16 protein-coding genes are annotated in these 15,716 nt (G+C 41.5%); 12 read left to right on the top strand and 4 right to left on the bottom strand.

Translation table 11 applies throughout. From position 1 onward, the window contains the following. The first annotated feature begins 1 nt into the window (after position 1). Genes FCU45_RS00620 through ppsA form a run of 3 tightly spaced genes read left to right on the top strand, consistent with a single transcriptional unit; the run spans position 2 to position 4,274 of the window. Entirely contained in the window at positions 2-559 is a 558-nt protein-coding gene (locus FCU45_RS00620) for a hypothetical protein (RefSeq protein WP_137011252.1), read from the top strand. Positions 560-593: 34 nt separating this feature from the next. Further along, the gene (locus FCU45_RS00615; RefSeq protein ID WP_137011250.1) at positions 594-1,823 is read left to right on the top strand and encodes an MFS transporter; all 1,230 of its coding nucleotides are present in this window, start codon (positions 594-596) and stop codon (positions 1,821-1,823) included. A gap of 54 nt (positions 1,824-1,877) precedes the next feature. Continuing rightward, the gene (gene ppsA, locus FCU45_RS00610) at positions 1,878-4,274 is read left to right on the top strand and encodes a phosphoenolpyruvate synthase (protein WP_137011248.1); all 2,397 of its coding nucleotides are present in this window, start codon (positions 1,878-1,880) and stop codon (positions 4,272-4,274) included. 14 nt (positions 4,275-4,288) lie between these two features. Here the strand turns inward: ppsA and FCU45_RS00605 are convergent, their stop codons facing one another. From FCU45_RS00605 to FCU45_RS00595, 3 genes are all read right to left on the bottom strand, one after another. After that, the gene (locus tag FCU45_RS00605; protein ID WP_137011246.1) at positions 4,289-4,891 is read right to left on the bottom strand and encodes a mobile mystery protein B; all 603 of its coding nucleotides are present in this window, start codon (positions 4,889-4,891) and stop codon (positions 4,289-4,291) included. Next, positions 4,891-5,271: a helix-turn-helix domain-containing protein gene (locus FCU45_RS00600; protein WP_137011244.1), complete on the bottom strand. Its 381-nt coding sequence runs from the start codon at positions 5,269-5,271 to the stop codon at positions 4,891-4,893. Before FCU45_RS00600 ends, FCU45_RS00605 begins: the two co-directional genes overlap by 1 nt. A gap of 63 nt (positions 5,272-5,334) precedes the next feature. Then, on the bottom strand, positions 5,335-7,902 hold the full coding sequence (locus tag FCU45_RS00595; RefSeq protein ID WP_137011242.1) for a cation-translocating P-type ATPase: 2,568 nt from the start codon (positions 7,900-7,902) through the stop codon (positions 5,335-5,337). 20 nt (positions 7,903-7,922) lie between these two features. Here FCU45_RS00595 and FCU45_RS00590 point away from each other — a divergent pair, with 20 nt between their 5' ends. From FCU45_RS00590 to FCU45_RS00550, 9 genes are all read left to right on the top strand, one after another. Next, on the top strand, positions 7,923-8,264 hold the full coding sequence (locus tag FCU45_RS00590) for a hypothetical protein (protein ID WP_137011240.1): 342 nt from the start codon (positions 7,923-7,925) through the stop codon (positions 8,262-8,264). Between the two features lie 61 nt (positions 8,265-8,325). Then, entirely contained in the window at positions 8,326-9,594 is a 1,269-nt protein-coding gene (locus tag FCU45_RS00585; protein ID WP_137011237.1) for a hypothetical protein, read from the top strand. A 159-nt stretch (positions 9,595-9,753) separates the two neighbouring features. Then, on the top strand, positions 9,754-10,632 hold the full coding sequence (locus FCU45_RS00580) for a metal ABC transporter substrate-binding protein (RefSeq protein WP_137011235.1): 879 nt from the start codon (positions 9,754-9,756) through the stop codon (positions 10,630-10,632). After that, positions 10,629-11,378 (top strand): metal ABC transporter permease, encoded by a 750-nt coding sequence (locus tag FCU45_RS00575; RefSeq protein WP_137011233.1) that lies wholly within the window; start codon positions 10,629-10,631, stop codon positions 11,376-11,378. The genes FCU45_RS00580 and FCU45_RS00575 overlap by 4 nt, the downstream gene beginning before the upstream one ends. Position 11,379: 1 nt before the next feature. Beyond that, complete coding sequence (locus FCU45_RS00570; protein WP_137011994.1) at positions 11,380-11,691, top strand: hypothetical protein; 312 nt, start codon at positions 11,380-11,382, stop codon at positions 11,689-11,691. After that, complete coding sequence (locus tag FCU45_RS00565) at positions 11,684-12,007, top strand: DUF309 domain-containing protein (protein WP_137011231.1); 324 nt, start codon at positions 11,684-11,686, stop codon at positions 12,005-12,007. The genes FCU45_RS00570 and FCU45_RS00565 overlap by 8 nt, the downstream gene beginning before the upstream one ends. A gap of 17 nt (positions 12,008-12,024) precedes the next feature. Then, positions 12,025-12,777 carry a DUF481 domain-containing protein gene (locus FCU45_RS00560; RefSeq protein ID WP_137011229.1) on the top strand — a complete coding sequence of 251 codons (753 nt, stop codon included), beginning with the start codon at positions 12,025-12,027 and terminating at the stop codon, positions 12,775-12,777. A 45-nt stretch (positions 12,778-12,822) separates the two neighbouring features. Beyond that, the gene (locus FCU45_RS00555; protein ID WP_137011227.1) at positions 12,823-13,644 is read left to right on the top strand and encodes a mechanosensitive ion channel family protein; all 822 of its coding nucleotides are present in this window, start codon (positions 12,823-12,825) and stop codon (positions 13,642-13,644) included. Continuing rightward, complete coding sequence (locus FCU45_RS00550; RefSeq protein ID WP_137011225.1) at positions 13,641-14,510, top strand: DUF481 domain-containing protein; 870 nt, start codon at positions 13,641-13,643, stop codon at positions 14,508-14,510. Before FCU45_RS00555 ends, FCU45_RS00550 begins: the two co-directional genes overlap by 4 nt. Here FCU45_RS00550 and FCU45_RS00545 read toward each other — a convergent pair. Then, entirely contained in the window at positions 14,494-15,609 is a 1,116-nt protein-coding gene (locus tag FCU45_RS00545; protein WP_137011223.1) for an MFS transporter, read from the bottom strand. The two genes, FCU45_RS00550 and FCU45_RS00545, sit on opposite strands and share 17 nt — an antisense overlap. Positions 15,610-15,716: the final 107 nt, after the last annotated feature.

The following is a 15,716-nucleotide window of genomic DNA, read 5'->3' as shown; positions in this document are numbered from 1 at the left end:
TATGAAACAAATTTTACTAGCACTGCTTGTGCTTCTCTTTGCATCGGGATGTGTAGATAAAAAGAGAGTTTTAAATATCCAGAACGAAGGGCTGTGCAGTGCTGAAGTAGCAACGCTTTATCTAAATGAGATCGAAATAAAAAACGGTGACGAGTCATTTCACATAACCGAGGATGAGATCAGAGACACTCTTGCGAAGTCACTTAAAACTACCGGATGTTTTAGAATCTCTCTGGATGCAAAAGAGAAAGAGTCGCTAAATGTTGAGAGTGAATATCTGCTTGACACGAAAGCGAATCTATTTAGAGAAGAAGAGATCTCAGAAAAAAATATCTTTAAAGACGAAGAGAGAGAGTTGCTGCAGCTTATAATCACTCTTCATGCGCACAACAAAACCAAAGACCTAACAGCTACGACAAAGAGCGAGCTTACAATTAACAGGTCCAAAATTTTAGGTTTTACAATAACACAAGAGCAAGAGAGCGATAAGAATACGGTTCTTACAAATGCGGCAAAGAAGATCTCCATTTTACTACAAGAGGGTTTTAGCGAATTCTAGTAGAACGAAGTGCTAATAGAGAAGGACAAAAAAGATGATTATAAAAGAGAAATTCTCCCTGCTGCCCATATCATCCCTATTTTTTGCAATAGGATTCTTGGCTATCGGGTATGGGATGATCTTGACTTTTATAGGCGTTCATCTCAAAGAGACGGGTTCAAGCAATATTGCCATCGGTCTTATCAACGCATCCTTTTTTCTGGGAGCCATAGGCTCATCCATCTTTAGCCAGAAGATAATATCAAGCGTCGGACATATAAGAAGTTTCGCTACATTTGCCTCCATTATGATCATAGGTTTTTTGGGACACAGCCTCTACTTTAACGAACTCTTCTGGGCAATTTTAAGGCTGCTATCGGGTTTTGCCTACTACGGGCTGCTTATCATTTTGGAGAGCTGGCTCAATGAAAAAAGCTCACCATCACACAGAGGGAAGATACTTGCCATCTACACGATCATCTTCTATCTATCCACGGCGATCGGTCAGCTTCTTCTAAATATCGGCGATCAAAGCGGCTCTATCTTTTTTGTTATCGGCTCGATTTTGGTTCTTTTCTCGGTAATCTTTATCTCTATGACAAAGATAAAAGAGCCTATTTTAGAGCCTTTTGAGAGATACAGCCTCCCTAAGATATTTAGCATTGCCCCATTAGCGCTTGCAAGCAGTTTCATAGGAGGCTTTTTTGTCGGCGGATTTTTCACCATGATACCGGTTTTTATAGTGGAGACATTTGGCTCTATCCAGACGGTCTCCATCTTTATGACCATCACCATCATAGGAGCTCTTCTCTCTCAATGGCCCATAGGAATACTCTCAGACAGGCTTGGAAGAAGAAGGATGATAGCATTTAGCGGTTTTTTTATCGCTATTGTATCCATCGGGTTTCTGCTCTTGGCATACGATGAGAAGAGCTTTTATATCTTGGGGGCGCTTCTTGGAGTGGGCATATTCTGCCTCTACCCTTTGGCGGTGGCACGTGCAAATGATGTCGTTGATGAGAACAAGAACATCATAGAGATAAGCAGAACTCTGCTTTTTGCTTACGGTCTGGGCTCTTTTGCCGCACCGCTTATCATAGGAGCAGGGACATATCTTTTTGATGATTTTATATTTATCTCTTTTTTAACTCTAAGCATTCTTCTAGGCTTCTACGCGCTCTCAAGGGAGAGAGTGCCTGATGAGAATATGAGCGTTTTTGTCAATATCCCCAGTATCTCGGGTGCGGAGTCTGCTTCCCTTGATCCAAGAGGAGAAGAGACTTAAATAGTCATCAAATTATGCTAACATAATCTATAATTTTCGCAAAAAGGTATCTTTATGAAATATATACGATTTTTCAGCGAACTAAACATAGGCGATATTGCGATAGTCGGCGGCAAAAATGCCTCACTTGGGGAGATGTACCAGAACCTGACCCCAAAAGGTGTAAATATTCCAAACGGTTTTGCAACTACAAGTGACGCCTACTGGCTTCTTTTGGAGGAGAACTCTATTAAAGATAAGATAGCTTCCATCTTAAATGATCTCGATATTAGCGATACGAACAATCTTCAAGAGCGCGGGCTTAAAGTCCGCAATCTCATATTAAACTCACATCTTCCTAAAACCCTTGTTGAAGAGCTTAAAGAGGCGTATAAAACTCTCTCAAACGAGTACGGCAAAGAGAGCGTAGATGTAGCTGTTCGCTCATCAGGAACGGCGGAAGACCTTCCCGATGCCTCTTTTGCTGGGCAGCAGGAGACCTTTTTAAATGTTGGCACCGAAGATGAACTTTTAGATAGTGTCCTAAGATGTTTCGCTTCGCTCTTTACAGACCGTGCCATCAGCTACCGCACAAGCCGTGGATTCAGTCACTTCAAAGTCGCTCTCTCGGTCGGTGTTCAAAAGATGGTGCGAAGTGACATCTCCTCAAGCGGGATTATGTTCACCATAGACACTGAGAGCGGCTCAGAAAATCTCATACTCATAAACTCCATCTGGGGCTTGGGCGAGAATGTAGTAAGCGGACGAGTCAATGCGGATGAGTTTTTTGTCTTTAAACCTACGCTTAAAGAGGGCAAAAGAACCATACTAAAACGCTCTTTGGGAAGCAAAAAAGAGAAGATGCTATATGATAAAAAATCCCGCACCCTAAATATCGCCACTACAAAAGAGGAGCAAAACAGTTTCTCCATAACCGATGATGAGGTTATGGAACTAGCACATGAAGCGCTTATTATCGAGGGGCATTACGGTCGTCCAATGGACATCGAGTGGGCGAAAGACGGAGACGATGACAAGCTCTACATCGTTCAGGCAAGACCAGAGACCGTAAAAAACCAAGAGAATAAAAGCCTTACAAACGAGCGATACACGCTTGATGGGCTTAAAGATGCAAAAATTTTGACATCAGGACGAGCGGTTGGAGATAAAATAGGAAGCGGAAGAGTGACCATTATAAAGGACACGACGGAGTTTGAACGCTTCAGTAAGGGCGATATTTTGGTTGCTGACTCTACAAATCCCGACTGGGAACCGATCATGAAAAAAGCTTCTGCCGTTATAACAAATCGCGGAAGCCGCACATGTCATGCGGCGATAGTTGCACGTGAGATAGGAGTTCCTGCTGTCGTCGGATGCACGAACGCTACAGAAGTGCTTAAAGATGCTCAGATAGTAACAGTTAGCTGTGCGCAGGGGGACGAGGGGTATGTTTATGAGGGAGAAGTTCCTTTTAGCGTCAAGACCATAGATATGAAAGAGCTAAAACCTACCAAAACAAAGATATTTGTAAATGTCGGAAATCCCGCAGAAGCTTTTCATTTTGCAAAGCTGCCAAACGACGGCGTAGGACTTGCCAGAATGGAGTTCATCATGAACAACTCAATCGCTGCACATCCGATGGCGCTTGTCGATATGTATAAAGGCAAAAACGTCAAAGACGAAGAGAAGATACGCTCCTTTATGACTCCATGCCGTGATACAAAAGAGTTCTTTTTGCAAAAACTGAGCGAAGGCATAGGCATGATCGCTGCGGCTTTTTACCCAAAACCTGTCATTATCAGAACAAGTGATTTTAAGAGCAACGAGTACCGCAATATGCTGGGCGGACTTCTTTATGAGGCAGAGGAAGAGAACCCGATGATAGGCTTTAGAGGGGCTAGCCGCTACTATGACGAGAGCTACCGTGAGGCGTTTGAGTGGGAGTGTGAAGCACTTAAGAGAGTGCGTGAGGAGATGGGACTTAGCAACATCAAAATAATGATCCCCTTTGTCCGCACGCCTGATGAGGGAAAAAAAGTTATAGAGATCATGAACAAGCAAGGTCTTTCTCAAGGCAAAGACGGACTTGAGATATATGCAATGTGCGAAATCCCCGCAAATGTCATACTGGCCGACAAATTTTTAGAGCTGTTTGACGGCTACTCCATCGGCTCAAATGACCTCACACAGCTCACTCTTGGCGTTGACAGAGAGAGTGCAAAGATCGCCCATATTTTTGATGAGAGAAACGAAGCGGTTAAGAGAATGCTGCAGATGGCGATAAAAGCGTGCAAAGAGAGAGGCAAATACATAGGCATCTGCGGTCAGGCACCGTCTGACTATCCTGAAATCACTGAGTTTCTAGTGCAAGAGGGCATAGACTCCATCTCGCTCAATCCGGACTCACTCTTTAAGATGCGCGTGATTGTGAGTGATTTGGAAGAGAAGAAAGTGGACAAAGCAGTTCTGTGACCCGCTTTGTCTGATTAATATGTCACTCTGTGCATCTCAATCAGTTTACTATAATCCCCATTGTCAGCCTTTTTTAAAGCGCTGATATACTTACTTCTTTTGGGATTTTCTTTAGCTAATAAATCCTCTTGCCAACGAACAGGCATTTTGCCATGTTGTCTTAAATAAATATTTGCCAACATTCTGCTCCATCTACCATTTCCATTTTGAAATGGGTGAATTTGAACTGCTCGATGATGCATCCTTGTAGCTATCTCAAACAGATCATATGTCTTGTTTTTACTCCAATACTCCACATCATCACACAGATTTTTAAGCTCCATCGACACACGATAAGCTTGAATACCTATGGAGAGCTCTATTTTTCTAAATTTTCCAGCCCACTCCCATACATCGCCAAACATCTCATAATGCAACTCCATCATCCAGCTATAACTAAAAGGTGCTTCTTTTGTTGAAGGTGTGGCTGAGAGATATTTCAGTATTGCTTTTGCAATATTCTGGGCTTCTTTTTCATGTATCTCTTTAAGTGTATAAACTTTTCCTTTTGGAAGTTTTAAACCCGATACATCATTGATGGGTGTTGCGTCATCGATAGGCTTAGTAGAATCTATCATCACGCCACCCAAAGCCTATCTTTATATTGACCGCTTAAAAACTCTTGCTCAAATTTATAAATCATTTTATCTATACTGCTTTTTTCTAACCCCTGCATTTCAAGAGCAGATGTGCTTTGAACAAGTGATACCATAAAGATCGCTTTTTCTTTGGCTCTTTTTGCTTTAAGTTTATTAAGTGAAATGATCTCATTTCCTGCAAAATCAAGACCAAGTATATTTGTTATCTTTTCAACCGTGCTGAGTTTTACATCGTCACCGGCAAAAAATCTATTGAGCGTTCTCATCCCAATATCTGACAATTTGGCTAGATTTTCCATAGTGATGTTAAGCTCTTTTTTTCTATGTTTTATCTTATTTATCAATTCTGCTCTTGTCATAAATGTCCTTTAAGCATATTATGCCATAAATGGCATAATATACCAACTGTATGTTTTAGTTCTTCAATATAATTTTTTTCTAAAAAACTTCTCTGCTTCCATCACCGCTACCAAGGTCAGGGCAATGAGCAGCAGTGTTGCCCACATCTCCAAACTAACCGGTTGAACACTGAGTATGGACTGCATAAAAGGTGTGTACATCGCTATCATATGAATGCCTTGTGCAGAGATGACGGATATCCAAAAAAGCATATTTTTAGCGTGGTCGATCTTGAAGATTGATCTGTTCTCGCTGCGTGAATTAAAAGCGTGAACATTCTCAAAAAGTACCATCATAAGCAGTGTGATATTTCTTGCCGCCTCCTCTTGATACCCAAACTCAAGCAGTGTATAAAAAAGAGCAAATGCCGAGATACCCATGTGCAAACCGCCCACAACCACCCTGCTTATCATAGTCCTGTTAAATATAGGCTCTTTTGGATCGCGCGGCTTTCGTTTTAACACTCCCGGTTCAGCCTTCTCAACGGCCAGTGCGACATCCTGTATGCCGTTTGCAACAAGGTTTAGCCAGAGTATTTGTACGGGCAGAAGCGGAATGGGGATAAAAAATATGATCGAGAGGAGCACGAGCACTATCTCTGCAAACCCCGTAGCTATAAGAAGATGGATGACCTTTCTGATATTGTCATACGCTACGCGCCCCTCTTCAACACCGTTAACGATAGAACCGAAGTGGTCATCTGTGAGTATCAAGTCACTTGATTCACGGGCTACATCCGTACCGCTTTTGCCCATAGCTATACCGATGTTTGCAAACTTAAGTGCGGGCGCGTCATTTACACCGTCACCCGTTACCGCTACAAAGTGACCGAGTTCTTGAAATGTTTTGACTATAAGCTGCTTCTGCTCGGGAGAAACCCTTGCAAAGACGCGCTTGCTTGCTATCTCCTCTTTTTGCGCTCCCCTCTCCTTCCAGTGAGCGATCGCCACTCCGTCCATTATCTCATCTCTACTTACGGCAATACCGAGTTCTCTAGCTATATAAAATGCGGTATTTGGGTGATCGCCAGTAACCATAACCACCTCAATTCCCGCCTCTTCTGCAGTGCGCAGAGCCTCTTTAACTCCCTCTCTGAGCGGATCGGTTATAGCCGCAAATCCAAGATATACATAACCATCCTCTGCGATGCCACTGCCGCTGTTCACTCTGTATGCCAAAGCTATGTTTCTAAACCCGTTAGCCGCCCACTCATCAACCTGTTTTAAAGCGTGCTCTTTCTCATCATTGGCAAGTTCGCTTTTGGCAAGAATGACCTCAGGTGAGCCTTTAATAAAATCAACTTTTTTGCCATCGATCTCATAGCTTGAGGCCGAGTATTTATTGAGAGGTTCGTAAGGGATCTGTGCGATTGGCTTTATGTTTTCAAACTTTTTAAAAAGAGTCTCGTCAAGCAGCAGGGCATATCTCGATAGTGCTATATCCACCTGATCGCCTATAAAGAGATACTCTCCCTCCTCCTTACGATGAGTTGATTCATTGCATAAAAGAGCACTTAAAACTATATGCTCATCTACTGCCTCGCTGCTGCTATAAGTTTTTTCGGGAGTTATAAAGTGTTCAACGCTTAGACGGTTTTGCGTCATAGTTCCTGTTTTGTCACTTGCTATAAATGTACATGAACCAAGCCCTTCAATTGCGGAGAGCTTGCGCACAATTACATTTCTCTTGCTCATTACACTGCTTGCAACGCTAAGCGCGACAGTAATTGCGACAGGAAGCCCTTCGGGAATGGCGGATACCGCAAGAGCTACCGTGAGAAAAAAGATATCTTTTAGCGGCATATCCTGATAAACGCCGAGCATGATGATAAGCAGCGCAACGCCGCTTATTATTTTAGAGATGTTGAAAGAGAACTTCTCCATTCTAAGCATCAACGGCGGTTTTGCGATCTTTGCCTCTGCCAGAAGAGAGGCTATTTTACCGACTTCCGTCTGCTGTGCGATCGCTGTTACAACTCCAAATGCCCGACCTTTTGTAACCAAAGAGCCGGCGTAGAGCATATTCTGTCTCTCTCCTATGGGTTCATCTTCGTCCTGAGAGATATATTGTGGATTTTTGCTTACTTCGATAGACTCGCCTGTAAGAAGCGATTCATTTACTTGCAGATCATTTGTTTTTATAAGACGTATATCGGCGGGAGCCTTTACGCCTGATTCAAAAAAGACAATATCGCCTAATGTCACATCTTCGCTTAGTATCTCTACTTTGTTGCCGTCTCTTAAGACATTCACATAGGTCTTAATCACTTTTTTAAGAGCATCCGCCCTCTCGCCGGCATTGTACTCCTGATATGTTCCAACTACGGCATTGACAAGAAGCGCCGCCATAATAAAACCGGCATCACTGAACTCTTTGATAGCCAGAGATATAACGGCAGCGATAAGCAGAACATAGATGACAGGGCTTTTAAACTGTTCAATAAATATATTTAAAAGAGTGCGCTTCTCACCCTCGGGTAAAACATTTTTACCGTAGTGACGAGCGCGAAGCGCAACCTCCTCACTACTTAGCCCATCAACGCTGCACTCTAAACCCCCAAGAGTCTCTTCTGCGCTTTTTGTATGAAACACTCTTTACTCCTATGCTCTGTATGATTGTCATCATAGTTTTTAAAACCTTAAATCAGACTTCAACAAGAGATAAAAAATATGCTAAAATTGCACTTATGAAATTTAACGTACTGCTTTGCATTATCTTTGCCATTGTTACAAGCTTTGCTGCTATCCATGAGGTAGAGCATATTGAGCATAACGACGCATCAACCTGTTTGGTATGTACTGTTAATAACAACCTAGTATCTGATGATGCAATTAAATTTGCATCAGATATTGAGATTTTTCACTTTGAAGCGATCGCTCACAAAGCGCCTATTTCATATCTTCATATAGAGAGTTACTCCAACCAGAACCGCGCACCACCCGCTCTATCCTAAACCCCAAAAAAACAATCATTACAAAAACAAAAAAATATATTATTCCTTAGGATAGAAAATTATGAAAAAAATATTATTATCAAGCGCACTATGCGCGACTTTAGTTTATGGTGCGGATGTACTTCCGGTAGAAAAAAGAACTTTTGATCAGTCAAAATTTATTCCAGATATCTCTTTGGTCATGGATGCTTCTTATGTTGATAGAAGTGTAAAAGATGCAGAAGTTGGGCACCTCGAAGTCCCTGGTGTGGTTCACGGTCTGCTTGGTTCACACTCTCATGGCGATGACAATCATGCGACTTACAATGCAGAGAATGGATTTAACCTAAACTATGCAGAGCTTGTGTTATCTAGCTCGGTTGACCCGTTCTTTACAATGGACGGTATATTTCACTTCTCAGAGAACGGCGTTGAAATTGAGGAGCTTTTCTTTACCTCAAATGCTCTTGGGCACGGCACAAAACTGAAGGGCGGGAAGTTTAACTCAAACTTCGGTTACCTCAACGAACATCACCATCATTCTTGGGATTTTGCAGATATGCCTTTGGTTTATGAGTCATTTTTAGGAATGCACGGTATCAATGAAGTAGGTGCACAGATTCAATGGACAGCGCCTACTCCTTTTTACCTGATGGCAGGTTTTGAGATACTTCAGGGCGAAAACGAGCAGATGTTCGGCAAAGAGACTATCGGCGATGTTGAAAACCCGATAGCAGAGGGCGAAGATGGTCCTGCTCTTTATGTAGGCTACATCAAAGCCTCTCACGATATAGGCGACACAACAATCCTCGGCGGTATCTCTTATGCGCAAGGTACATCAAGAATTGACCACAGCGCAGACGCAGAGAACCCGCATGCATTTTCAGGCGATGCAAAACTATACGGTGCGGATTTTGTACTTTTACACTCTTTGGATTCATACAGCTCTATAAAATGGCAGAGTGAATATTTGGAGAGAGAGCTTGACGGTACTCAATTTGCACTGGATGTGGACGGAAACGTAACAGGCTCGCCATCTATGCTTAAAAAACAGAGCGGTCTCTACTCACAGCTTATCTATACGCACGATAAAAACTGGAAAATGGGTCTAAGATACGATACTATTTTGAAAAATGATGTTACTAAAGCGGGTTTTGACGTAGAACAGCCAGACGGTCTTGACAAATACACGGCAATGGTAGAGTATCACACAAGCGAGTTTGCAAGATTCAGACTGCAGTACAGCCAAGATTATGCAATGTTCAACGAAGACGGTCAAAGAGAGAAGATAAACACTATCATCCTTCAGGCAAATATCTCTATCGGCGCGCACGGTGCTCATAGTTTTTAATTAGAAAATCTTTTATAACACATACTCGCTCATTTAGGCTTCACGGTGGGTACCCCAAATCTCGCCGTGCGAGATTTGACCCTTCCGTTGCAGAATCATTCGCTTCGTAAGGTTATAAAAGAAATTTATTAGCCTCATTTGAGGCAGATTGGAGTACATTTGAAAAAACTACTAACACTTATAACACTGCTGCCGCTAACACTGTTAGCTCATCTAAATATCGCAGTAAGCTACCCATACATTGGGGCGCTTACTAAAACAATAGGCGGGGAGCATATTACGACTACGGTTTTAGCAAAGGGAAACTGGGACCCGCACTTTATCATTCCGCGCCCTTCGCTAATCGCAAAAGTTAGAAATGCTGATGCGCTCATTATGAACGGAGGACAGCTTGAAATCGGCTGGCTTCCCCCTCTTATAAACCGCGCAGGCAATCCGAAAACTTCGCCATCATCTGCAACATTTTTAAATCTCTCGCATCATGTAGAGCTTATAAACAAGCCAAGTGAAGTCGATAGAAAAGATGGCGACATCCATCCTGATGGCAATCCGCACTTTCATCTTGACCCAAAAAATATTCTGCATCTGGCAAATACAATTAAAGAGTTTTTAATCTCTATCGACAGAGTTGATAAAGAAGTCTATGAAAAAAACTATGCCGAATTTTCAAAGATGTGGAACCAAAAGATGCGCGAGTGGAGCCAAAAGATGAGTGATAAAAAAGGTCTAAAAGTCATACAGTTTCATGACAACTTGGCTTACTTTAACAAAGCGTACGGAGTTATAAACATTGGTACTATAGAGCCTTTGCCTGGCATTCCGCCATCTTCAAAACATGTGATTGAAACGATAGAGCTTATAAAAAAAGAGGGTCCTTGCTGCATACTACATGATGTTTACCACTCAACAAAAACAGCCGATTTTATAAGCCAAAAGGCAGGAATCAAGGTTGTTTTAATGCCTCACGATATAGAAGCGCTTGAGAATATTGACAACCTGAGCGCCCTCTTTGACCATCTGACAAGTGCGATAAAATGATAGATATCCTGCTTGTTCCCATTGCGCTTGTCATCATACTTGTGATGCTTCACTCCTACTTTGGCATGGAGATACTAAAACGCGGCATCATCTTTACCGACCTTGCCATCGCACAGTTCGCAGCCCTTGGCTCATCCATCAGCCTTGGCTATTTTCACGAAGAGCACTTCTATATCTTAACACTTGGTTTTGCACTTCTAAGCGCCTTTCTTATAGCATTTGCTTCAACTAGAAAACTCCATCTTGAGGCCTTTATAGGGATACTTTACGTTTTGGGGGCGAGCGGGATTATGATGGTGCTCTCTCACTCGGCTGAGGGGATGGAGCATTTCAAATCACTTCTGGCAAGCGATATACTCTTTACCCCTCCGGTTGAAGTTGCAAAGAGTGCTGTTATATACTCATTTATCGCCCTTGCTCTCTACTTTATCTACCCAAAACTCAGCGGTTTTTTAAAGGAGCTTCTATTCTTCTCGCTTCTTGCCATTACCGTTACCTCTTCGGTTGCGCTTGCTGGAGTTTTTGTGGTTTTTGTGCTTCTTATCGCACCGCCTTTTGTAGCGCTCTCTTTAAACTTTAAAAAACCTTTGCTGGGCAGTTTCTTTTTTGGATGGTTTTTTAGTATAAGCGCAATTACACTATCATACTTTTATGATTTACCGACTGGTTACAGCGTAGTCTTTTTAGGCGCATTTTTAACCGCTGTTGCTGTTTTGGCAACATCAAAAAAAGCAGATGAGAATTGATATGGAATTTCCAAACGAGTGGACGCAAAAAGAGTTTTTACAGAACAAAAAAAAGCTTGAAGCAGAAGGTGTAAAAGTACTCCTAATCGATACCATCCTCGCACCAATTGACAATGCCGACACCGTTTTATACAACCCTTTTGAGCTAAGAAATGAGCCACAGGGGAGTGTTTTTGTCTTTTACTGCGACACGGGAAAAGCGACCCTTAACAGGCTAAAAGAGTTCAAAGCAAAATTCCCAAAACATCACTGCATATCTCTAAAGGGCGGCAGAGGCTACTGGAGAGAAAATATGATGGTTTTTGATGAGTAGGCATGAAAAACAACTAGAGCTTTTTGTACAAAATCTGCAAAAACAGAACTTCTACGATGCGCATGAGGATCTGGAAGTTCTTTGGTATGAGAGAAGATTTGAAGAGTCTGATGAAGTAAAACTTCTCAAAGGATTCATCAACGCCTCCGTCTGTTTTGAACTTCACAAAAAAGGCAAAACAGAAGCCTCACAAAAAGTTTGGAACAACTACCTCAAATACAGAGATCTTATCCATTCTACAGACTCCATACACAAAGAAAAATATCTTCTTATCATAGATGAAATAGAGCGAATCAAGAAGAGTTTTATAAAGTAGCGGGTAAAATTCGCGCTATGAAACTTTTACTGCTGATTACGCTCTTTGCTACACAATATCTTTTTGCTCTTGTTACGATCTCTCCTGTTGAGATCGGTGATAAACCCGGATTTTCCAGCACTATCGAAGCCGCCCTTGAAACAAAAAGAGGCAATAGCGATACAGACAGCTACAAAGCTTCGGCAAGAGTAACCTACGACAGCAACACGACCTATGTTTCATGGGCAGAGATATCGGGAGCTTACGGCAAAGCAAACGGGGAGGAGAACACGAACAAACTCTTCTCGCACGCAAGATATATTCACACCATCACCAAAGAGATAGTCAGAGGCGAAGCTTTTTTGCAGCTTGAAAATGATGAATTTAAACATATCAACAGCAGAGCTCTGGCGGGCATTGGCGGAAGATTTAAACTCAAAGATATAATTGAAGACTCAAGGGGCTACCTCGGTCTAGGCGCTTTTTACGAAGATATAACCTACAACAATCCGCTTATCAATCCATCTGAAGAGAATATAAGAGCAAACGCATATTTTGCATACTCTATAAATTTCAGCAGCGACTCATCGATCGCATATACGCTCTACTATCAGCCAAAACTAAATGACTTCAGCGATAACGTTCAGTCTCATGAAGTGGAGCTGAAACTAAGCATCTATAAAAATCTTTTTTTAAAGTTCACTCTCTCCTACGATACAGACAGCAAGCCTCCCGTAAGCGTTGAGAGATACGACTTTACGCAAAACACCTCTTTTATCTTTAACTTTTAATTTCCCTTTTGCTATAATCCGCAGACATTAAATAAAGGATAGAGCATGGATATCTCAAAATATAGCGATTTGGCTATTGTTTATGCAAGCGAATACGGTTTAAAAGTTATTGCTGCAATAGCTATATTTCTTATAGGGAAGTGGGGTGTTAGAAAGTTCACTACCTTTACAAAAAAGCTGATGCTAAAAGCCGAGGTCGACCTCACGCTTGTCGAATTTTTAGAAAACGTTATCTACTTTGCTCTACTTATCGTTATTATCTTGGCATCTTTAAATGCACTTGGTATTAACACTACCTCATTCTTAGCAGTTTTCGGTGCGGCATCTTTAGCTATAGGTCTAGCACTCAAAGACTCCCTCTCAAACATAGGCGCTGCAGTGCTTATCATCATCTTTAAGCCTTTTAGAGTAGGGGATTTTATTGATGCCGCAGGCGCATCTGGTAAAGTAGAACAAATAAATCTCTTCTCGACCATCATGGCGACACCGGACAATAAAACCATAATGATCCCAAATGCTTCGGTCATAAGCTCAAATATAACAAACTACTCAAGCAAGCCTACACGCAGAGTAAATCTTGTTTTTGGAATTGACTACAATGATGACCTAAAACTTGCAAAAGAGATACTAACTCGTATTGCAAACGAAGATGAGAGAGTTCTTCAAGACCCTGCTCCTTTCGTTGCAGTCGGTGAGCTCGCTGACAATAGCGTAAACTTTGTCGTTCGCCTTTGGGTAAAAACAGAACAGTATTGGGATGTACACTTTCATATGATAGAAAAAGTAAAGCTTGCCTTTGATGCAGAGGGTATCTCCATACCATTCCCGCAGATGAATATACATATACAAAAAGAGGAACAAAAATGAAAAAAACTGTAGTCGTTTTATCTCTTATCGCAGCATCTGCCCTGATCGCAGATGAAGCACAGATCAAGAGCGAGATAGAGAGCACAAAAGCTGAGATAGCAAAACTAAATGAAAATATAAAGCGCTTAGAGTCTCAACTTCCGAAACCTAGATACGAACTCAATGCACGTATGGAACTCGGTTATATCCTAAACTCAGGAAACTCCGACTCTGAAGCTTTTAACGTCGATACAAAAATTAAGAATCGTTTTGACAACCACTCTCTTGAGCTCTCACTGCTATATCAATATAGCGAACAAGACGGCATTGAGAGCAGAAACAGGTTTTTAAGCGAACTTCTATATGAATATGCGCTTAGCGAGAGACTCTCTATAAACTACCTTCTCGGTTATAAAGATGACAAATTTTCAGGCTATAACTACCAGATATATACTGGACCCGGTACAAAATATAAAGTTTTAAAAACCAAGACTCAAGAGTTGTCGCTAGATGGAAGTATACTCTATGCATATGATGACATAGAAGACACATATACTCTTGGCGGCGTGCCGGTTTCATACCCTTACCCTGCAGGAAGCGTAAGCCAAAACGACGGTTATACAAACTCTTACGCGGCATATAGAGCACAGCTTCTATACAGCGCTCAGATAAAAGAAAATATGAAGTTTAACCAAACGCTTAGCTACAGATCAGAGTTCTCTGATGCAGACAACTACTTTGTCTACTCAAAAAGTGCTCTCTCGCTTAAAATATCTGATATTTTCTCGGCGGGCGTCAACTACTATGTAGATTATATAAACAAGCCGGCTTTTGGTAAAACATCTACAGACAGGATCTTCTCTTTCAGTCTTATTGCCGACTACTGATCTTTTTTTGTTCAGTTCCCCAAAGATATAGAGAATAAGCTGCCCCAAGTGCGATTAGAGTCGCACTTAAAAAGAGGTACCTTGGATAGAGCTCATATACATATCCTGCAATAAGAGCCCCCGCAAATGCCCCAAAGCCGTACGTTATCCCTGAGAAAAACTGCTGTGCAAGCGATTTATGCTTGTAAAGATAAAAGAGATAGCTGATCGCCGCAGAGTGAAAGAGTGCGAAACTAAGAGCGTGAAGAGCCTGAGATACAAAGAGCATAGTGACGTTATCGGGGAATATAAAGAGTATAAGCCATCTAAGAGCGGTCGCAAAAGTAGTAAATTGAAGTATCAACAGAAGATTTCTGCGAAGAAGTGCTCCTTGAAAATAGAGCATAAATATCTCGACAACAACTCCAAAGCTCCAGAGATAGACTGCTATATCAAGAGTAACGCCATGATCCGTCACATAGATGGTAAAGAAGTTGTAAAACGAGCCGAAACTCACCTGCATAAGTGTTAGTCCTGCCCAGAGTCTCCAATCCTTTAAAATATTTATATCATTTGTAACATCTTCGCTTCTCTCCAGAAGTGCGTCCGCACGTTTTGCGATCACATAAGCAAAAGCGGATGTGACAAAAGTTAAAACAAGCAAGTAACTAAGTGCGACGCTCGGAGAGCTTAAGAACTTTACCAGAACCATTGCCACCAAAATAAAACCTACAGAGCCAAAGAGCCTGATCTTTCCATACTCCTCTTTGCCCAGATGCTTAAGCGATATAAGCTCGACGTATGGAAGAACAATACTAAGACCTACTCCAAGAGCAATATTTGAGAAAAGAAGTTTATAAAAACTATCAAGTGAGAAGTAAAATGATACGGCGCTAAAACACATTACAAGAAGCGATATATTAAAGCTTGTCACATTTATTTTAAGTCCCTTTATAAATGCAAACGGAACAACAAAACGCACAAGCGGAGCCGCCGCAAATATAATGCCTATATCGCTTGCAGAGTAGCCTGCAATGGAGAGTACCTTCGGCAGAAATATTATATAAACCCCGATGATCGAGAAGTAAAAAAAGTAAAAAATTGCTAATAAAAATGACATGCGAGATTATATCTTAAAGATATAAAGATGTTATACGAGAGTCATTTAAACTTAATTCTATATATAATATTTCACCTTAATGACAATTTAAAGACAATTTTTATATA

The organism is Sulfurimonas crateris, from assembly GCF_005217605.1.
In the GTDB taxonomy this organism is placed as follows: domain Bacteria; phylum Campylobacterota; class Campylobacteria; order Campylobacterales; family Sulfurimonadaceae; genus Sulfurimonas; species Sulfurimonas crateris.
The sequence above is the reverse complement of the archived record's forward strand: the minus strand, read 5'-3'. Positions and strand labels throughout refer to the sequence as shown.